This window comes from Leisingera sp. ANG-Vp (assembly GCF_000813725.1).
Lineage (GTDB): Bacteria > Pseudomonadota > Alphaproteobacteria > Rhodobacterales > Rhodobacteraceae > Leisingera.
Genome location: NZ_JWLD01000027.1, coordinates 101,310 through 119,514, shown reverse-complemented (window position 1 = coordinate 119,514; position 18,205 = coordinate 101,310). Strand labels below are relative to the sequence as shown.

General features: G+C 60.9%; 17 protein-coding genes and 1 tRNA gene. 10 read left to right on the top strand and 8 right to left on the bottom strand.

Annotated features, from left to right (window positions below):
• Positions 1 to 2: 2 nt before the first annotated feature.
• Together RA20_RS10670 and RA20_RS10665 are read right to left on the bottom strand one after the other, a co-directional pair.
• Entirely contained in the window at positions 3 to 767 is a 765-nt protein-coding gene (locus RA20_RS10670; protein WP_039127966.1) for a transporter substrate-binding domain-containing protein, read from the bottom strand.
• A gap of 40 nt (positions 768 to 807) precedes the next feature.
• Positions 808 to 1,605, bottom strand: coding sequence for an ABC transporter ATP-binding protein (locus RA20_RS10665; RefSeq protein WP_039127963.1), 798 nt, complete (start codon positions 1,603 to 1,605; stop codon positions 808 to 810).
• Positions 1,606 to 1,701: 96 nt separating this feature from the next.
• Between RA20_RS10665 and RA20_RS10660 the strand changes: the two genes are divergently transcribed.
• Genes RA20_RS10660 through RA20_RS10645 form a run of 4 tightly spaced genes read left to right on the top strand, consistent with a single transcriptional unit; the run spans position 1,702 to position 5,917 of the window.
• A complete protein-coding gene (locus RA20_RS10660) occupies positions 1,702 to 2,349 on the top strand; it encodes a TetR/AcrR family transcriptional regulator (RefSeq protein ID WP_039127960.1) in 648 nt (215 codons plus the stop codon).
• A complete protein-coding gene (locus RA20_RS10655) occupies positions 2,346 to 3,530 on the top strand; it encodes a pyridoxal phosphate-dependent aminotransferase (RefSeq protein WP_039127957.1) in 1,185 nt (394 codons plus the stop codon). The genes RA20_RS10660 and RA20_RS10655 overlap by 4 nt, the downstream gene beginning before the upstream one ends.
• Positions 3,527 to 5,131: a 5-guanidino-2-oxopentanoate decarboxylase gene (locus tag RA20_RS10650; protein WP_039127954.1), complete on the top strand. Its 1,605-nt coding sequence runs from the start codon at positions 3,527 to 3,529 to the stop codon at positions 5,129 to 5,131. The genes RA20_RS10655 and RA20_RS10650 overlap by 4 nt, the downstream gene beginning before the upstream one ends.
• A gap of 3 nt (positions 5,132 to 5,134) precedes the next feature.
• Entirely contained in the window at positions 5,135 to 5,917 is a 783-nt protein-coding gene (locus RA20_RS10645) for a dimethylarginine dimethylaminohydrolase family protein (RefSeq protein ID WP_039127952.1), read from the top strand.
• Between the two features lie 199 nt (positions 5,918 to 6,116).
• Here RA20_RS10645 and RA20_RS10640 read toward each other — a convergent pair.
• A tRNA-Ser gene (locus RA20_RS10640) sits at positions 6,117 to 6,206 on the bottom strand.
• A 671-nt stretch (positions 6,207 to 6,877) separates the two neighbouring features.
• Between RA20_RS10640 and betC the strand changes: the two genes are divergently transcribed.
• Complete coding sequence (betC, locus tag RA20_RS10635) at positions 6,878 to 8,386, top strand: choline-sulfatase (RefSeq protein ID WP_039127949.1); 1,509 nt, start codon at positions 6,878 to 6,880, stop codon at positions 8,384 to 8,386.
• 516 nt (positions 8,387 to 8,902) lie between these two features.
• Entirely contained in the window at positions 8,903 to 9,475 is a 573-nt protein-coding gene (betI, locus tag RA20_RS10630; protein WP_039127946.1) for a choline-binding transcriptional repressor BetI, read from the top strand.
• A gap of 314 nt (positions 9,476 to 9,789) precedes the next feature.
• Here the strand turns inward: betI and RA20_RS10625 are convergent, their stop codons facing one another.
• From RA20_RS10625 to RA20_RS10610, 4 genes are all read right to left on the bottom strand, one after another.
• Positions 9,790 to 11,121 (bottom strand): TRAP transporter large permease, encoded by a 1,332-nt coding sequence (locus RA20_RS10625; protein WP_039127943.1) that lies wholly within the window; start codon positions 11,119 to 11,121, stop codon positions 9,790 to 9,792.
• A 1-nt stretch (position 11,122) separates the two neighbouring features.
• A complete protein-coding gene (locus RA20_RS10620; protein ID WP_039127941.1) occupies positions 11,123 to 11,659 on the bottom strand; it encodes a TRAP transporter small permease in 537 nt (178 codons plus the stop codon).
• Between the two features lie 95 nt (positions 11,660 to 11,754).
• Entirely contained in the window at positions 11,755 to 12,804 is a 1,050-nt protein-coding gene (locus tag RA20_RS10615) for a TRAP transporter substrate-binding protein (protein ID WP_206540101.1), read from the bottom strand.
• A gap of 24 nt (positions 12,805 to 12,828) precedes the next feature.
• Positions 12,829 to 13,875: a pyridoxal-phosphate dependent enzyme gene (locus tag RA20_RS10610; protein ID WP_039127938.1), complete on the bottom strand. Its 1,047-nt coding sequence runs from the start codon at positions 13,873 to 13,875 to the stop codon at positions 12,829 to 12,831.
• 101 nt (positions 13,876 to 13,976) lie between these two features.
• Here RA20_RS10610 and RA20_RS10605 point away from each other — a divergent pair, with 101 nt between their 5' ends.
• The gene (locus RA20_RS10605; RefSeq protein WP_039127934.1) at positions 13,977 to 14,441 is read left to right on the top strand and encodes an Lrp/AsnC family transcriptional regulator; all 465 of its coding nucleotides are present in this window, start codon (positions 13,977 to 13,979) and stop codon (positions 14,439 to 14,441) included.
• Between the two features lie 187 nt (positions 14,442 to 14,628).
• Here RA20_RS10605 and RA20_RS24645 read toward each other — a convergent pair whose 3' ends face one another.
• Positions 14,629 to 15,273: a TetR/AcrR family transcriptional regulator gene (locus RA20_RS24645; protein WP_052248943.1), complete on the bottom strand. Its 645-nt coding sequence runs from the start codon at positions 15,271 to 15,273 to the stop codon at positions 14,629 to 14,631.
• Between the two features lie 154 nt (positions 15,274 to 15,427).
• Here RA20_RS24645 and RA20_RS10595 point away from each other — a divergent pair, with 154 nt between their 5' ends.
• The 3 genes from RA20_RS10595 to RA20_RS10585 are packed head-to-tail and all read left to right on the top strand — an operon-like array spanning position 15,428 to position 18,201.
• Complete coding sequence (locus RA20_RS10595; protein WP_039127931.1) at positions 15,428 to 16,498, top strand: ABC transporter ATP-binding protein; 1,071 nt, start codon at positions 15,428 to 15,430, stop codon at positions 16,496 to 16,498.
• 4 nt (positions 16,499 to 16,502) lie between these two features.
• Positions 16,503 to 17,399 (top strand): ABC transporter permease, encoded by an 897-nt coding sequence (locus tag RA20_RS10590; protein ID WP_039127928.1) that lies wholly within the window; start codon positions 16,503 to 16,505, stop codon positions 17,397 to 17,399.
• On the top strand, positions 17,392 to 18,201 hold the full coding sequence (locus RA20_RS10585; protein WP_039127925.1) for an ABC transporter permease: 810 nt from the start codon (positions 17,392 to 17,394) through the stop codon (positions 18,199 to 18,201). The genes RA20_RS10590 and RA20_RS10585 overlap by 8 nt, the downstream gene beginning before the upstream one ends.
• The last annotated feature ends 4 nt before the right edge of the window (positions 18,202 to 18,205 follow it).

Genomic DNA, 18,205 nt, shown 5'->3' with positions numbered 1-18,205 from the left:
CCTTAGTAGATGCTGGTGGTGAAATAGCCCGCGGTGATCTTCTCGTGGGTGCCATCAGCCAGGATTGCTGCGATGCCCTTGTTGAGCGCTTCCAGCAACTCGGTATCGCCCTTGCGCACGCCGGCACCCACACCGCGGCCCAGGATCGACGGGTCATCGGCAACCGCGCCCTTGATCTCGCAGCAGCCGCCATTGTCGGAATTCACGAAGTCCGCCATTGCAATGCTGTCCGCCTGGGTCGCGTCGATGCGGCCGGCAAACAGGTCCTGGTTTGCCTCATCCTGGGTCTGATAAACCTTCAGTTCGGCATCTTTGAAGTATTCCTGCGCATAAGCCTGGTGGATGGTCGAAGCCTGAATGCCGACAATCTTGCCCGCCAGCGAGTCCGGTGTCGGCTCGATGTTCATCGACTTGTCCGCCACGATCACTGCCGGCGTATTGTAATAGGCATCCGAGAAGTCGATGGTCTTCAGGCGCTCCTCGGTGATCGACATTGAGGCCATGATCGCATCAATCTGCTGGCCGGTCAGCGACGGGATGATACCGTCCCAGGCCACCGGGGTGATCACGCAGTCCAGCTCTGCGGCGGCGCAGACTGCTTTGATAACTTCAATTTCCCAGCCAACCCAGTTGCCCGAGCTGTCGAGCGAGGAAAACGGCGGGTAAGGTTCGGCGGCGATGCCGATCTTGACCTGTTCCGCGGCAGCGGCGCCAGCCGTCAGGGCGGCAGCTGCGGTTGCAGCGGCAAGCAGTGCTTTCAGTTTCATGAGGTTCTCTCCCTGTTGATTTTATTGGGTTCTTCTTGTGTCAGGCGACCGAGCTCAGGAATTGCTTCAGCCGCTCTGATTGCGGATTGCCAAAGACCTCGGCAGGCGGTCCCTGCTCTTCGATGCGGCCCTGGTAAAGGTAGACAACATGGTTCGCGACCTCGCGCGCGAACTTCATTTCATGGGTGACCAGCAGCATGGTGCGCCCTTCAGCGGCCAGGCCGCGGATAACCGTCAGCACTTCGCCCACCAGTTCGGGGTCCAGCGCCGAGGTCGGCTCGTCAAACAGCATCGCCGACGGATCCACAGCCAGTGCCCGCGCAATCGCCGCCCGCTGCTGCTGGCCGCCGGACATATAGGCAGGATAGGTGTCCTCCCGGCCGGCCAATCCCACCCGATCAAGCAGCTCCCGCGCCCGTTCGATGGCTTCGGCTTTGGGCACCTTCAGCACATGCACCGGCACCTCGATGACATTCTCCAAAAGCGTCCGGTGGGTCCACAGATTGAACTGCTGGAACACCATCGCCAGCTTGGTGCGGATGCGTTCGATCTGCTTCTGATTGGCAGGGCTGCCATCACCCCGCATCGCGACTTCCTCGCCGCCGATCACAATCTTGCCCGAGCTCGGCGTCTCCAGGAAGTTGATGCAGCGCAGCATGGTCGATTTACCCGAGCCGGAGCCGCCGATGATCGCAACCACATCGCCCTGCTGCGCGGTCAGATCCACGCCTTTCAGCACTTCCAGATTGCCGAAGGACTTGTGCAAGTCCTCCACCCGGATCGCCTCCCGGCGCGTGTCCGGCTCCTGAACTGATGCGGCAGCTGCGGCTGTGTCCATTGTTGCGTGATCCTCAAATTTTCTGATTGCAGTAAGCCGCGATCCCAGTAATTATGCAAGTGTATAATTTCTTCACCCGGCGAAAAGGGAGCTAAGGTGAGCGAGGAGCGCAAAAAATTCAAACGCGAGTCAGCCGAATCCCGGCAGGAAGCACTGATCCTCGCCACGCTCGAACTGGTGGCCGAGAAAGGCGTGCGCGGTGCCACGGTGCGGGGAATCGCCGAACGCGCCGATGTGACCCAGGGGCTGATCCGCCATTATTTCAGCTCCAAGGAAGAGCTGATCACCGCCGCTTACGAGCACCATATGAACGCGATGACGGATGAAACCTTTGCCCCGGCAGAAGGCGTCCAGGGCTCCGCGCTAGCCAAGCTGCGCGCCTTTGTTGAGGCCTCGCTGACGCCGCCGGTGGTCGATCCGCGCTCACTAGCGCTTTGGGCCAGCTTTCTGAACAAGGTGCAGAACGACCCCCAGATGAAGGCCACGCACGAGCGCACCTATGCCTATTTCCGCGACCAGCTGGAGGGGCTGATTGCCGCCGCGCTGGAGGAAGCAGGCCGCGCCGCACCCCCTGCCCGGCTGCGGCAGCTGGCGATTGCCTGCAACGCTGTGATTGACGGCCTCTGGCTGGAGGGCGGCGCATTGCCCGACGCCTTCACGCCCGGGGAACTGCCTGAAATCGGACGGCAATCCGTTGCCGCCCTCATTGGATTGAACTTAACGCAGGAGGCTGACAAGACATGAGGCTGACAGCAATTACCGAACGCCTGGCCGGATTGGGCGGCGGCAAATGGGGGGTGCACCTGAAGGCGCGCCAAATGGCAACGGATGGCGCCGACCTGGTCGAAATGACCATTGGCGAACCGGATGTTCCCGCCCCGCAGGAGCTGCTCGACGCAGCTGCCGAGGCGCTGCAATCGGGCCGCACCGGCTATTCCAACGGCCGCGGCGAGGCCGGGCTGTGCGCAGCTCTGGCCGTATCTTACACCGCAAGCCGCGGCCGCGAATTCACACCGGAAAACATTCTCTGCTTCCCGGGCACTCAGACCGCGCTTTATGCAGTCCTGCAGGGCGTGGCCGAGGCAGGCACCGAGGTGCTGGTGGGTGATCCGATGTATGCCACTTACGAAGGCGTGATCCGTGCCTCCGGCGCAGACCCCGCGCCGGTTCCGCTGCACCCCGAGGCCGGCTTCCGCATGCAAGCCGCCGATATCGCAGAGCGCATCACTCCGCGCAGCCGTGCCATCCTGCTGACCACACCGCACAACCCGACCGGCGCCATCCTGACCGCTCAGGACCTGCAGGAGATAGGCGAACTGGCGATCAAGCACGACCTCTGGATCATCTCGGATGAAGTCTATGAGCACATGGTGTTTGATGGCGCCGAATTCGTCTCCCCGCTTTCTGACCCCGCTCTGGCAGACCGGGTGATTGCAGTCTCTTCAATCTCCAAATCCCACGCCGCCCCGGGCTTCCGCAGCGGCTGGTGCGTCGGCCCCGCAGACTTCTGCACCGCGCTGCTGCCGGTCTCGGAGACCATGCTGTTCGGCAACCAGCCCTTCATCGCCGACATGACCGAGAAAGCCGTGCGCGAGGGGTCCTCCGTCGCCGCCGGCATGGCCGCCCGTTTCTCCGCCCGCGCAGACCTGATGATGCAGCGGCTACACAGCGAAACCGGACTAACCGTGCACCGCCCCGACGCCGGCATGTTCGCCCTGGTCAATGTCGCTGCCACCGGCATGGACGGCGACGCCTACGCCTGGGACCTGCTGGAGCACGGCGTGTCCGTCATGCCCGGCTCTGCCTTCGGCGACAGCCTGCGCGACTGGGTCCGGGTTGCCCTCACCATTGATGACAGCAAATTCGCCACCGCGCTCGACCGCATCGTGGCCCACGCAAACCGCAAGAAACGGAGCGTTGCATGACCAAACAAACAGTGGGTGAAGCGCTGGTCGCGGGACTCAAAGCGCGCGGCGTCTCCTGCGTCTTCGGCATTCCCGGCGTCCACACGGTAGAGCTCTACCGCGGCCTCGCGGCCTCTGGCATCCGCCACGTCACCCCCCGTCACGAGCAGGGCGCAGGCTTCATGGCCGACGGCTATGCCCGTGCCTCCGGCAAACCCGGCGTTGCCTTTGTGATCACCGGCCCCGGCCTCACCAACACGCTGACCCCAATGGCCCAGGCCCGCGCGGATTCGGTGCCGATGCTGGTCCTGTCCGGCGTCAATGCCAGCGGCACCCTCGGCAAGGGCCACGGCCACCTGCACGAGCTGCCGGATCAGCACGCCCTGGCCAAGACCGTGGCGCTGGTCTCGGAACATGTCGCCCGGCCGGAAGAGCTGAGCACCGCGCTGGACCGCGCCTTTACCCCCTTCTCCGCAGGCCGCCCCGGACCCACCCATGTCCAGGTCCCGCTGGATGTGGCCGGCACCGGCGCAAAGGGCACCCCGACCGCAGAAGACGCCGCCAAGCCGACTCTGGACATGGGCTTGGTTACCCAGGCCGCAGACCGGCTCTCCGCTGCCAAACAAGTGGTGATCCTGGCCGGCGGCGGCGCCAAAGCCGCAGGCGCAGACCTGCAAGCGCTGGCCGAACGCCTTGATGCGCCAGTGGTGCAAACCGTCAACGCCCGCGGGTTGATGCACGGCCATGCGCTGACCGTACCTGCCAGCCCCAGCCTGCAAGCCGTCCGCGCCCTGATCGAAGGTGCCGATTGTGTGCTGGCACTGGGCACCGAGCTTGGGCCCACCGATTACGACATGTATGCCACCGGTCGCATGGCGGCCATGGAGGGGCTGATCCGGGTCGACATCTGCGCCGAACAGCTGGCCCGGCATGACGCGGCACTCGCCATTCAAGGCCGAACCGACGATGCCATCTCAGCGTTGCTGACCACCCTTCCCGATCCTTCAAAGACAAGCGAAGGCGCCGCCCGCGCCGAACAGGCCCGCGCCGCTGCGTTTGAGGAAATCGGTCCGGGCTACCGCGCCCAGGTCGAAGTGCTGAACGCCATGCGTGCGGCCGTGCCGGATTCGCTGATGGTGGGGGATTCCACCCAGCCGATCTATGCCGGCAACCTCTACTACGACCATGACCGCCCCGGCGGCTGGTTCAATGCCGCCACCGGATATGGCGCGCTTGGCTATGGCATCCCCGCCGCCATCGGTGCGGCCATTGCTGCCCCCGGAACTCCAGTGATCTGCATCGCAGGCGACGGCGGCGCCCAGTTCTCGCTGCCTGAAATCATGGCCGCGGTGGACGAAAACCTGCCTATCACCTTTGTTCTGTGGAACAACCGCGGCTATGGCGAGATCGCCTCTTCGATGGAGGCCGTCGGCGTCGAGGTGGTCGGCTGCGACCCAACACCGCCGGACTTTGCCGCCACTGCGGCCTCCTTCGGCATCCCCTTCACCCGCGTAGCCCAGGACCCGCAAGCGATCGCTGCCGCACTGGCCGAGGCGAGCAAACGCCAAGCCCCCTCCATCGTGGAAATCGAAATCACCGGCCCCGCGCCGGAGCAGGAGTAACCCATGCGCAACCCCACCTACGAGTTTACCCGCGCCATCACCCGCCGCCCGGCCTCCACCATCGCCGCCGGCCTGCGCGCCGAGGATATCGGCAACCCCAGCCTCGACAGCATGCTGGCGGCCCACACGGCCTATGTCGCCGCCCTGCGCAGCACCGGCGCCGAGGTGATCGAGCTGGATCCGCTGGAAGCCTTTCCCGACGCCCAGTTTGTCGAGGACACCGCCCTTTGCCTGCCTCAGGGCGCTATTCTGATGCGCCCCGGCGCGCCGTCGCGTCTGGGTGAGGTCGCCGAAATGGCTCCAACCCTCCGCGCCTGCTACGATGAGGTTCGCGAAATCACCGGCCCCGGCCATGTCGAAGGCGGCGACATCCTGGTAACGGAGAAGGAAATCCTGGTCGGCCGCTCCGATCGCACCGACGCCGCAGGCGTTGCCGAACTGGCAGAGATTGCCGCCGAATGGGGACACAGCCTGCGCGAAGTCTTCACCCCCGCAGGTGTGCTGCACTTCAAAACCGACTGCTCGCTGATGGACGGTGAAACCATCCTGTCGACCAAGCGCCTGGATGCGTCCGGCTGTTTCCAAGGCTACCGAGTGCTGCATGTGCCGGAGGGCGAGGAAGCCGCCGCCAACGCCATCCGCTTCAACAACCTGGTGCTGATGGCCGCAGGCTTCCCCCGCACCGCAGAAGTCCTGGACAAGGCTGGATATGATGTCGTCCAGATCGACAACACCGACTGCGCCAAGCTTGACGGCGGCATGTCCTGCCTGTCGCTGCGGTTCTGAAGCAAAAATACAGGCCTGGTGCAACCGCTCCGGGCTTGCCTTCCGGCTTGATCGAAAAGTGCCCCGGCGTCGCGGGCGCACAATTTCCTACCACTCAGCACCTTGGCCTTTCCCATAAACCGCGGCGTTTTTTTCACCACGCGGATGGATGGCAGCTGATGCAGGCAAACGCCTTTCATTCAAGAAAATCATAAGATGATGGCGGAGACGAAGGGATTCGAACCCTCGAGACGGTTTCCCGCCTACTCCCTTAGCAGGGGAGCGCCTTCGACCACTCGGCCACGTCTCCGCTGACCCGTATATTTGCCAGAGCCTAGAGAAACAAGGCGTTTTTTCAAATTTTTGCCGCATCACAAAAATAGGGAAATTTCCCCAGTTTCCCGGGAACTTTTACGGAACTGCATGTAATTCGCATGCAAAACCCGCGCGGCAGTGTTCGCATAATGTTCACATCAGCCGGCCTGAAATTGATTCCCCTGCTCCAGCCATAATGAGAGCCGTCTAAGCGGGTGCTGCCATACCGCTATGGAAGAAGCACCCGCAATCCTCGGCACCGCGTTTTCGGGCATCGGCGAGCGCGGTGATCTCATCACGCTTCACCTTAGCTCTTCTACCACAAGCAAGAACGGATGCTGTTTTCGCTGTGAGACGGCGCGGCTCCTTACGCCGCTGCGGCAAATTCGGTCTGGGTTCACCGCTGCCCTGCGGCGGCACAGCGCCCGGAAACCTGGGCGGCCAGATCAGCCAGCACAAGCGAAATGCCGTTGCAGCGGTTTTTGATTGACTGACCAATCAATATAAGGCAATTTCTCCGCCACGCCCGGATTCTTCGCCTGCAGGGCCGCTGCCCCCTATCGGCAGCAGCTGCAAGGCAGAACACTGCTGCGCGTGCAACCTGACCCGCCCGCCGGCTCCAAGGCCTGCGCGGCAGAAACATTGGCCTCATTTGGGAAAACGAACATGACCCGACCCAACATACTGATTTTCATGGTGGATCAGCTGAATGGAACTCTGTTCCCAGATGGCCCCGCCGCGTGGTTGCACACCCCCAATTTGAAGAAGCTTGCTGACCGCTCGACCCGGTTCCGCAACGCGTATACCGCATCACCGCTTTGCGCACCGGGGCGGGCCAGCTTCATGTCGGGCCAGCTGCCCTCGGCCACCAGAGTCTATGACAATGCGGCCGAGTTCGCCTCTTCCATTCCAACTTACGCGCACCATCTGCGCCGCGCGGGTTACTACACCTGCCTCAGCGGCAAGATGCATTTTGTTGGCCCCGACCAGCTGCACGGCTTCGAGGACCGCCTGACCACCGACATCTACCCCCCTGACTTCGGCTGGACTCCGGACTACCGCAAACCGGGCGAGCGGATCGATTGGTGGTATCACAACATGGGGTCCGTCACCGGCGCAGGCATTGCCGAAATTTCAAACCAGATGGAGTTCGACGACGAAGTTGCCTTCCACGCCACCCAGAAAATCTATGATCTTGCCCGCGGCAAGGACAGCCGTCCCTGGGCGCTGACCGTCTCCTTCACCCACCCGCATGACCCTTATGTGGCGCGCAAAAAGTACTGGGACCTGTACGAGGATTGCGAACACCTCCTGCCTGAGGTGGCGGACCTTGGCTATGACAATCAGGACCCGCATGCACAACGGATCTTTGATGCCAACGACTGGCGCAGCTTCGACATCACCGAAGAGGACATCCGCCGCTCCCGCCGGGCCTATTTCGCCAATATTTCCTATCTCGATGACAAAATCGGCGAAGTGATGGAGGCACTGGAGAGCACCCGGCAGGAGGCCATCATCCTGTTTGTCTCGGATCATGGCGACATGCTGGGCGAGCGCGGCCTGTGGTTTAAGATGAGCTTTTATGAAGGCTCGGCGCGGGTGCCGCTGATGGTGGCAGCACCGCAGATGGCCCCGGGCCGGGTGGACACCCCGGTCTCCAACATCGACGTCTGTCCGACGCTGTGCGATCTGGCCGGTGTCAGCATGGAGGAGGTGATGCCCTGGACCTCAGGCGAAACACTTGTTCCGCTGGGCCAAGGCGGGGAACGGACGACACCGGTGGCGATGGAATATGCCGCTGAAGCATCTTATGCGCCCATGGTCTCACTGCGCTTTGGCCAGTGGAAACTGAACCTGTGCAGCCTGGATCCGGACCAGCTGTTCGATCTTGATGCCGATCCTCATGAATTGACCAATCTTGCGGGCGATCCGGCCCACAGTGAAACTCTGGAGCACCTCAAGGCGGCAGCGGCGGAGCGCTGGGATCTGGAACGGTTCGACGCAGACGTGCGCGAAAGCCAGGCCCGCCGCTGGGTGGTCTATGAGGCGCTGCGCGAGGGGGGCTATTTCCCCTGGGACTACCAGCCGCTGCAGAAAGCCAGTGAACGCTACATGCGCAATCACATGGATCTTAACGTAGTGGAGGAAAACGCAAGGTTTCCCCGCGGAGAGTAGCCAGTGCTTTGGGAGACGCCGGCGCCTGTTCCCTGTCAGAACGCAGAGCGCCAAAAGAGGAGACCCTCAGCACCGAAGAAACCACCCGAACAGAGTTGCAGCCCATAGGATAGACGTTAAACGCGCATGTCTATGCGACGGTGATCTCAAAAATGATCGCCGGGAGGCTTGTGCAGCTTCCGATATCGGCCTCCGCTCCAGGCCAAACCGAAGCTGTACCGGTTCATCTTTTCAGGCGGACTCTGGCAAATACTGCTGCATGGCATCGCCATGCAGCGGCAGCTTTTGCCCTAGCCCGCCTTGGCCTGGTCAACCAGTCCGAAGCAGCGCACCAGCAGCTTGGACAAGTTGACCTGAGCCTCCCCTGCACGCTTACTCCCATTTTGCGTGCAGGGGTCAAAATGCCGGAGTTGCACCCAGCCGGAACAGAGTATTCCATGGCGGCCAAACGATGTAACCGATTGATCCTTGGTCCAGTCCCAAGTTAAAAAAATGCCTGCACACAAGGGGAAACCTATGCCAAAATTGGGGATGGAGCCTAAGCGGCGCGCAGCACTTGTGGATGCGGTAATCGATGAAATCGGCGAGGCTGGCTCGCTAGACGTCACCGTATCCAAGATTGCAAAACGTGCTGGGATGAGCAGCGGTCTGGCACATCATTACTTCGGCAGCAAAGATCAAATGCTGATCGCTGCCATGCGGCATATTCTGACAATTTTCTCGCAGCGGGTCATAGCTGGACTGGCTGACGCCGAAGGGCCGGCAGAACGCATCAAAGCGATCATTCGGGCTAACTTTGAGGATCACGTCTTTGAAAGGCGGAAGACTTCGGCCTGGCTGAGCTTTTACGCCTTGTCGCAAAGCAACGAAGACGCCGCGCATCTGATGGAGATCTATCAAAAGCGTTTGCGCAGCAACCTTCTGCACGACCTTCGCAAGACGAGCAGCCGGCCGGAAAAAATCGAACGCACACTATCCGCCCTGATAGATGGCGTCTATTTGCGGGCAGCATTGGGCAAACAGGGACCGGATCCGCTGGCCGCCGAGACCGTAATACTGGCTTTCGATGCGCTGCTTGCCCGCCAGTAGGTCATGAGCTCACACCGTATGGCCCCTCCATGCCCTGCAGGTTCCCGCTGGCCACCAAGCACGCGGAAAGCGGACATTGACTGCATCCGCCAGCCGCAGCTAGAGAGCCGAAACTTGATGCGTTGAGCGAATGTCCAGAAGGCTTACGGGCTTCTGGATGCGTGAATAGATTTGTGTGTAAGCGTCTGCGCGTACCGGCCGCAAACACACGAACCAGCAAGCTACGCGCGAGTGGCTCCAATCATGCAGAAATTTGAAGCAGGCACCGCTTTACCCGGCGGTGCCTGTCCAATTCATTGTGCCTCGTTGCAGGTCTAGAGGTTCGCCAGGTCCCGCAGAAACAGCGCTATGCCTGGGAAGTAGATCAGCAGCGCCGTCATTAGGGCCAGGATCAGGAAGAAGGGCAGTGTGCCTTTGATTACCTGCAGGTAGGGTCTGTTGAAGATCGCAATTGCCGTGAAAATATCGCAGCCAAAGGGCGGTGTCGCCGAGCCGATGGCCATCTGCAGCGTGATCATGACCCCCACCAGCACCGGATCCAGGCCGGAGGCGCTGATGATCGGCACAAAGATCGGCGTCAGAATCACCAGCACCACCAGCGAGTCCACAAACATGCAGCCTACAAAGAAGCACAGCGCGATGACAAACAGGATGTACTCGTGCGAGGCGCCTTCCAGATTCAGCGGCTCCAACAGCCCCTGCGGCACCTGCTCAAAGGAAATATACCAGGAGAACGCCTGCCCTGCCCCCACCAGGATGAACACAACAGCAGTGATCAGCCCGGTGCTGAGAGCGGCATCCATCACGTCGTTGAATTTCAGCTCGCGGTAAATCACGCACTCCACGATCAGCGCATAGAGCACCGAGAAAGAGGCCGCCTCGGTCGGGGTGACTGCACCGGAGTAGATGCCGCCGACGATCAGCACCGGGAAGCCCAGCGGCAGGACTGCCTTTTTGATGGCCGCCAGCCGTTCTGCGCGCGTGGCTTTGGGAACCAGCGCAATCGTGTCGCCCTGCCACAGGCTGTAGAAGTAGCAATAGACAGAAAACAGCACCGCCAGCAGGATGCCGGGGCCGATGCCTGCGATGAACAGGTCGCCGACGCTGGTGTTGGCCAGGGTGCCATAGAGGATCATGCCGATGCTGGGCGGGATCAGAAAGGCAATGTCGCTGGCGTTGATGATCAGCGCCATCACAAAGCTGTCCTTGTAGCCCGCTTTCAGCAGCCGCGGCCGCATGATCTGTCCAATCGATACCACGGTTGCCTGGGTCGAGCCGGAAACTGAGCCGAACAGGGTGCAGGCAATACAGGCGGTGATCGGCAGGCCCGCGCGGCGGTGGCCGACATAGGCCTGGATCAGCCCCAGGAGGTTATTGGCGGTATGGCCCCGCGCCATGATGTCGGCGGCAAGGATAAACATCGGCACCGCAATCAGTGCGTTGGGAGAAATCCCCGTCACCATCTGCTGGATCACCACGCCAGTGTCGGTCTGCGAAAAGTGAACCAGACCGATCAGCGTGGCAGCCACCAGCGGCACCACCATCGGGTAGCTCATGAACAAGAGCACCACCATCGGCACCACCAGCGCTGCGGTGATGACATATGTATCCAGCTCGCCCGAAAGGATATCGTTCAGAAACTCCATCTCAGACTCCGATCTCTTCGGCTTCGCCGTCTTTGACCTCATAAGACAGCCAGGTGCCCGCATGGGTGACGTTCATCAGGAAGGCGATAAGGTACTGAAGCCCGGCCATGGCCAGACCCACGGGGATCACAGCGTAGATGAGATAGACCGGGAATTGCAGCGCCGGGCTCAGCCGGTTCACCGCTTTGATTTCAAGAACATAGAACACCGCCTGGTAGGCGAGAAACAGCAGGAGCGCGCTTGTGGTTCCGGTGATCAGCAGCATCATTGCCTTGCGGCCGCGCGGCGGCAGCAGGTCATAAGCGGCGGTCATGCGGATGTTGCGCCCTTTGCGCACCGCATAGGCGAATCCGACAAAGGTCACCGCGACGATCAGAAACTGGTTCACCTCTTCTGAGAAGAACAGGCTCTTGCCAAAGCCGTAGCGGCCGATGGCGTTGGCAGTTGAATTCAGCATCATCAGCAGGATCGCCAGAATGATGACGGTCTTCTCAATCAGCTCGGTGCCTTTGCTCAGGGCAAGCAGCAGGGTCTTCATGTCTCTCTCCCTCGCGCCGCGAGGTGCGCGCACTTCAAGGAAAGGCGCGGTTCCCCTCCCCGGGAAGCCGCGCCCTCCAGTTTCAGCAAGCCGGGTTAGTTGGCGGCCGCGACGTCTGCCAGAACACCGTTCAGGATCGCCTCGGCGCCTGCGCGGGCCTCTGCCTTCTCGTCGTCGCCATAGGCGTTTTCGACGACGTCAAAGAAGGTTTCATGCAGGCCGGTGCTCAGCTCTTTGAAAACGGCGCGCTCTTCTTCGCTCAGCACGATCACTTCCAGGTCGGGGCGCTCGGCCTTGATCTTCTCCATGTTCTGGGAGTTGATCGAGATCTGGTAGTCATGCGCGGCCTGCTCGGCGGCTGCGATTGCGGTGCGGACCATCTCCTGCTCTTCCGCAGGCAGGCCGTTGAACCATTCGCTGTTGGTGGAAACAGTGCCGACATAGGGCTGCTGGCCCGGGAACATCAGGTAGTCTTGCACCTCGTGCCACTTAGCGTTGTAGATGAAGTAAACCGGGTTCACCATGCCGTCGACGGTCTTCAGCTGCAGCGCGCCGTAGACCTCGCCCCAGGACAGCGGCGTCGGGTTGGCGCCGAATGCCTTGTAGGTCTCAACCGGAATGGTCGAGGTGAAGGTGCGGACCTTCTGGCCGTCGAAATCTTCCGGCGAGCGGATCGGCTTGTTTGCGCCCCAGGCCATCTCGCCTTCGGAGATCATGGTCAGGAGCTTGAGGTTCACCTTCTCGAACTTCGCGCTCAGACCTTCATAGATGGTCGGGCTGGTGGTCAGCACCTTGCGGATGGTGTCGATGTCGCCGCCCAGGACATAGGGCAGATCCAGCACCTGTGCCTCGGGCACATAAGAACCCAGGTGGCCGGTGCCGACGGACACGAACTGCACGGTGCCTTTTGATGTCAGCTCGACAATGTCGTTCTCAGTGCCCAGCTGGCCATAGTAGTAGATGCGCACTTTGATATCGCCGTCCGACTGCTCTTTGATGCTGTCGGCAAAGGCCTGGGCAAAGATATCCTGAACGTCGCCTTTGTCCTCTTCAGAGGCGAATTTCCAGGTGTCAGCAACTGCCGAGGTTGCCAGACCGGCAATCAGCACGGCCGATGACAGCAGTTTGCGGGTGAAGTTGGTCATTTAGGTGATCCTCTTGCTCGCCGCTTACGCGGCGCCTTCCGAAATGATGACAAGGGGGCGGAATGCCGTGCCTTGGTCATGGGGAGCCCCTTTGCAGAGCGCGCCATAGCCGGCCGCGCCCGAGGGGGTTGTTTCCAGGCCCAGAGCCGAAACCGCTTCCGCCGCTGCTTCGCCCTCCTCCTCCGTGAGGGTCTGATAAGACACCTGGGCTTTTTCGAGCGCGTGCCAGGCCACAACCGATGGCTCTTTGCAGTCCAGGCGGCCCATATTAGAATCCGGGCCGTCAGCGCGGGTGGCCGCACCGGCAAGATGGCTGGTTTTCAGGCAGGCAGCGGCCTCGGGCTCGACCACGATCAGCTCGGGCTGTTCGGCCCAGTTGCGGCGGATCATATAGGCCATGGCAGCAGCCAGGCCGCCGACGCCGGCCTGCAGGTAGACATGGGTCGGCCAGGTGCCGGAGGCCTCGAAAACTGCGCGCATTTCCTCGGCGATGACGCAATAGCCTTCCATCACCCATTTCGGGATCTCGGTATAGCCTTCCCAGGTGCCGTCCGCGAGCAGCACCGCGCCGCTTTCATCCGCATCGGCAATGGCTGCGGCAACGCTCACATCATAGACATCGCCGGAACGCACGACCTCGGCGCCCAGGCCGCGCAGCCGCTCGGCAAAGCTTTCGGGAACAGTTTTCGCCAGATGGATACGGGCCTTGGCGCCCATCGCGCGGGCCCCTGCGGCAACGCCCATGCCATGGTTGCCGGCGCTGGCGCAAACAAAGGTATGGGTGGCGGCAAAAGCGCGGATGTCAGCGTCCTTCAGCCGTTCCAGCGTCGGAATTTCACCGGTTTTCTGCTCCCAGGCCTGTTGCAGGATCCGGGCCACCGCATAAGGCGCCCCGAGCGCCTTGAAGGCACCCAGGCCCATCCGGCCGGTTTCATCCTTGGCCAGGACGGTCAGGCCGTCCGGGCTGCTGAGTTCGCGAAGCGGCGAGGCTTCATAGTTTTCCTGCGCCTGGAAAAACTTCAATGCACGTTCGAAGTCCGGGGCAAAGCTGAGAGAGTCTATCTGTTCCATGGCCCAAAACTAACACGCACTGGCCACTTGAAATTTTCATCGACCGGCTGGAACTTGAAAAAGTTTCTCGCCAACTTACCTCAACGTGATATGATGAAGTCATGAATATTGATCTGGACGAAACTGACTTAATAATCCTGCGCCAGCTCCAGAAAGACTGCCGAATCGGATTGGAGCAACTCTCTCAGGAGTGCTCTCTTTCCGTTCCGTCTGTACAGCGCAGGCTGAAAAAGCTGCGGGAATCCGACCTTATCCAGCAGGAAGTGGCGATCCTTAACCCTGCCCGCTTCAACTACAAGATGACATTTGTGGTCCTGGTTGAGCTGGACCGTGAATCGTTGGACCAGCTGGATCATTTCCGCAAACGGGCCAGGTCCGACCCGCAGGTGCAGCAATGCTACTATGTGACTGGTGATGCAGACTTCATCCTGATCTGCAGCGCTCAGGACATGCAGGATTTCGAGGCCCTGACCCACCGCCTGTTCTTCGAGAACTCCAATGTCCGCCGGTTCCGAACCTCAGTGTCAATGGAACGCACCAAAGTCGGACTGTCGCTACCGATCTAATGACAGCACTAAAGAGCAGCCCCTTAAGCACCTTTTGCTGACTAGAGAGGCGCAAAGCTCCGCCCAGCGCGCTTCTTCGGTGCGGCGGAGGCGAAGGCCGTTCTTGCGGAGTCATCTCCGTTCCAAGCCTATTGGCACGCAGGAATGTACCAGACCACCTTGCCTGCACGGCCTGCTAAAAGCTTGGTTATGCAGCCCCCCGCTGGAACACCATAGAGAGCAGCTGCTCATTGCACCTGTACAGTTTTGCCTCCAGGTCGGTGTCCGGCGCCTCATCATCACGGATATGCTCAAGAAAGCTCAACGACGCGGCGCTATCGAGGAGATAGACGAAATCATCTGCATCAGCAGCTTCGGGAAAGAGACCGGCGGCCTGCAGCCTCCGGATCAGGCGGGCAAACTGACCGCGCTGACGTTTCAGGCATTTCTCATACTCACGGGCAAAGTGCGACTTTGGCTGGGTCATGAACGCTGCCACGGCGAATCGCCACATTTCCGAGGTCGGCCCTCCCATGCGGTATTTGTACAGGCATTTCGTCAGGGTGTTGATTGCTGTCAAAGCATCCGCCTGCGGCGCATCAATGACCTGCCGGCCCAAGGTGAAGCCGTGCTCGAAATCCTCGGTCACCACTGCCAGCAGAAGGTCGTTCTTGGTTTTGAAGTAGGTGTAGAGCGTGCCCGGCGAAACTCCCGCCTCCTCCGCGACTTCTTCAAGTTTTACTGAACTGTAGCCCTGTGCGGCAAACAGGGACATTGCTGCCTTCAGCATCTCGCTGCGGCGCAGCTGCTTTTGCTTTTCTCTCAATCCCGCCATGCCGGTGATCATATTCATTCCAAGTTCCAGTGCAAGTTTGAAGCCAAGTACAAAATTGAAGTTGACTATAAAAAAGTTGACGGAAGAAATTTGATCATATCTACTTTCTCCCATTGGAGCGTACGGAAAAGATGCTCCGCACAGGGAGGACGGTACGGATGGCGCGCGGACAATGATTGAGATAACCGGGTTGTCGAAGACTTTTGGCGCAGGCCCTTCGGCCTTCACTGCGCTGGAAAACATCAACGTCACGATCAAGGAAAATGAGTTCTTCACCCTGCTGGGGCCTTCGGGCTGCGGCAAGACAACCCTGTTGCGTTCAATAGCGGGATTTGTGAATCCAACCTCCGGCAGCCTGACGGTGAACGGCGAAGACATGCTGTCCAAGCCGCCATACGCACGTCCTGTGAACACGGTGTTCCAGAACTATGCGCTGTTTCCCCATATGACGGTGGCCGAAAACATCGGTTTTGGCCTGGAGATGCTGGGCCGCCCCAAATCTGAAATCAAATCCGTCGTGGCTGATATGCTTGATCTGGTGCAGATGGCGCCAATGGCGGACCGGATGACCAGCCAGATCTCCGGCGGGCAGCAGCAGCGGGTTGCACTGGCCCGGGCCCTGGCCCCGAAACCCAAGGTGCTGCTGCTGGACGAACCGCTGTCGGCGCTGGATTTCAAGCTGCGCAAGGACATGCAGATTGAATTGAAGCGGCTGCAGTCGGAAACCGGCATCACCTTTGTCTTTGTCACCCATGACCAGGAAGAGGCGCTGACGATGTCAGACCGGATTGCGGTGATGAAGTCCGGCCGCATCCTGCAAATCGGCGGCCCCAAGGATATCTATGACCACCCGGCTGAGCGCTTTGTGGCGGATTTCATCGGCGATACCAATTTCGTCAGCGCCAACCTTTTGTCCGAGGACAACGGCAAAGCCCAGGTGCGCCTGCCCTCCGGCGCGACTGTCGAGGCGCGCAGCCCCGAGGGCGGGGCCCATTCCGGCGCGGTGACCATTGCAGTGCGCCCGGAACATGCGATGCTGTCAGAGCCCGGCGCGCTGATCGACGGCAGGCTGAAGAACATCGTCTATTTCGGCACCGACACCCATTACCACGTCGAAAGCGAAGGCCAGCCCACCTTTGTTATCCGCCGCCAGAACCAGCCCGACGCGGTAGAGCATCACAGCGTGGGCGACAGCGTCGGCATTTCCTTCAACCCCGGCATTGCCCAGGTTCTGAGGGACTGACGCCATGTCCGCAGATGCCCAGACCGAACGCAACCGCTGGCTGCTGCTGACGCCGGCACTGACCATCCTGACACTGGCCGCCGCAGGCCCGCTGCTGATCGTTGTCGTCTATTCCTTCCTGACCGCCGGCGACTACGGCGGCGTAGTATGGACATTCTCGACCGACGCCTGGTTCAGCGTCGTCGCGGAACGCGATTTCTTTGACGAGACCCTGTCCTTTTCCGACGCCCATCTGGCGATCTTTTGGCGCTCTGTGAAACTCTCGCTGATGACCACTGCCGTAGCGTTTCTGGTCGGTTTTCCAACTGCCTATTTCATCGCCACCCGCCCGGCTCGCAAACGCGACTTCTGGATGCTGCTGATCATGATCCCGTTCTGGACCAACCTCTTGATCCGGACCTTCGCGGTGATGGAGATCATCCGCAACGAGGGCGTGGTGAACACGGTGCTGATGAAACTGGGTCTGATCGAGGCTCCGATCCAGATGATGTACACCGAATTCGCGGTCACACTGGGCATGTTCTACGTCTTCCTGCCGCTGATGGTACTGCCGATCTACGCCAGCATGGAGCGGATGGATTTCTCTTTGGTCGAGGCTGCATACGACCTCTATGCCTCGCGCTGGAAAGTGCTGCGCCGGGTCATCCTGCCGCTGATCAAGCCCGGTGCGGTGGCGGGTTCCATCCTGGTTTTCGTGCCATCGCTGGGCGCCTATGTGACGCCCCGCATCATGGGCGGCGGCAAGCAGTTGATGCTGGGCAATCTGATCGAGCTGCAGTTCGGCCAAGGGCGCAACTGGCCCCTGGGCGCGGCCCTGTCGATCACCCTTCTGGCCATCGTGATGGTGGCGCTGATCATCTATGTCCGCTCGTCCGAAAGCGAAGGGGCGCATCATGGCTAAACCGCGCGCATTCGACGTCCGCCAGCAGACCGGCTTTACCCTGGTGGCCCTCAGCTGCTTTGTGATGCTCTATCTGCCGATCATCCTGCTGGTGATCTATTCCTTCAACGCAGGCACCAGCATCGCCATATGGGAGGGGTTCTCCTGGCAATGGTACGCGGCGGCCTGGGAGAACGAGAAGGTGCAGGAGGCGACGGTTCTGTCGCTGATCATCGCCTCGAGCGCGTCCCTGGTGGCGACCAGCGTTGCGGTGATGGCGGCCCTGGCCACCACCCGGACCGGCAAGTTCCGCGGCTCCGGCCTGGTCTTTGCCATGATCAACCAGCCGCTGATGATCCCGGAAATCGTGACCGCCGTGGCCCTGCTGCTGTTCTTTGCCATGATCAAGGTCGCCACCGGCTATACCGGCATCTGGTACCTGATCATCGCCCACTCGGCCTTTTGCATTCCTTTCGCCTATATGCCGGTCCGCGCCCGGCTTCAGAGCATGGACCTGAACCTGGAGCAGGCCGCCGCCGACCTCTATGGCCGCCCCTGGCAGGTGTTCCGCCGGGTGACCCTGCCGCAGCTGTGGCCTGGGGTGCTGGCAGGCGCGATGCTGTCCTTTGTGATTTCCCTGGATGACGTGGTGATCACCGAGTTTGTGAAATCCGCCGGCCAGGACACGCTGCCCACCTACATGCTGGGCCAGCTGCGCCGGGCGATCACACCGGAGGTGAATGCGATCTCAACCGTCCTGCTGGCGATCTCCGTCGCACTGGTAGTGGCGTTTTACCTGCTGTCGAAGAGTAAAGAAAAGTAACCCA

What these genes read in the sequence shown, in the direction of transcription:
- RA20_RS10625 (WP_039127943.1), bottom strand. Translation starts at nt 11,121, where the DNA reads ATGGAGTTTCTGAACGATATCCTTTCGGGCGAGCTGGATACATATGTC.
- betI (WP_039127946.1), top strand. Translation starts at nt 8,903, where the DNA reads ATGCCAAAATTGGGGATGGAGCCTAAGCGGCGCGCAGCACTTGTGGAT.
- betC (WP_039127949.1), top strand. Translation starts at nt 6,878, where the DNA reads ATGACCCGACCCAACATACTGATTTTCATGGTGGATCAGCTGAATGGA.
- RA20_RS10605 (WP_039127934.1), top strand. Translation starts at nt 13,977, where the DNA reads ATGAATATTGATCTGGACGAAACTGACTTAATAATCCTGCGCCAGCTC.
- RA20_RS10610 (WP_039127938.1), bottom strand. Translation starts at nt 13,875, where the DNA reads ATGGAACAGATAGACTCTCTCAGCTTTGCCCCGGACTTCGAACGTGCA.
- RA20_RS10655 (WP_039127957.1), top strand. Translation starts at nt 2,346, where the DNA reads ATGAGGCTGACAGCAATTACCGAACGCCTGGCCGGATTGGGCGGCGGC.
- RA20_RS10585 (WP_039127925.1), top strand. Translation starts at nt 17,392, where the DNA reads ATGGCTAAACCGCGCGCATTCGACGTCCGCCAGCAGACCGGCTTTACC.
- RA20_RS10615 (WP_206540101.1), bottom strand. Translation starts at nt 12,804, where the DNA reads ATGACCAACTTCACCCGCAAACTGCTGTCATCGGCCGTGCTGATTGCC.
- RA20_RS10665 (WP_039127963.1), bottom strand. Translation starts at nt 1,605, where the DNA reads ATGGACACAGCCGCAGCTGCCGCATCAGTTCAGGAGCCGGACACGCGC.
- RA20_RS10650 (WP_039127954.1), top strand. Translation starts at nt 3,527, where the DNA reads ATGACCAAACAAACAGTGGGTGAAGCGCTGGTCGCGGGACTCAAAGCG.
- RA20_RS10620 (WP_039127941.1), bottom strand. Translation starts at nt 11,659, where the DNA reads ATGAAGACCCTGCTGCTTGCCCTGAGCAAAGGCACCGAGCTGATTGAG.
- RA20_RS10590 (WP_039127928.1), top strand. Translation starts at nt 16,503, where the DNA reads ATGTCCGCAGATGCCCAGACCGAACGCAACCGCTGGCTGCTGCTGACG.
- RA20_RS10645 (WP_039127952.1), top strand. Translation starts at nt 5,135, where the DNA reads ATGCGCAACCCCACCTACGAGTTTACCCGCGCCATCACCCGCCGCCCG.
- RA20_RS10595 (WP_039127931.1), top strand. Translation starts at nt 15,428, where the DNA reads ATGATTGAGATAACCGGGTTGTCGAAGACTTTTGGCGCAGGCCCTTCG.
- RA20_RS10670 (WP_039127966.1), bottom strand. Translation starts at nt 767, where the DNA reads ATGAAACTGAAAGCACTGCTTGCCGCTGCAACCGCAGCTGCCGCCCTG.
- RA20_RS24645 (WP_052248943.1), bottom strand. Translation starts at nt 15,273, where the DNA reads ATGAATATGATCACCGGCATGGCGGGATTGAGAGAAAAGCAAAAGCAG.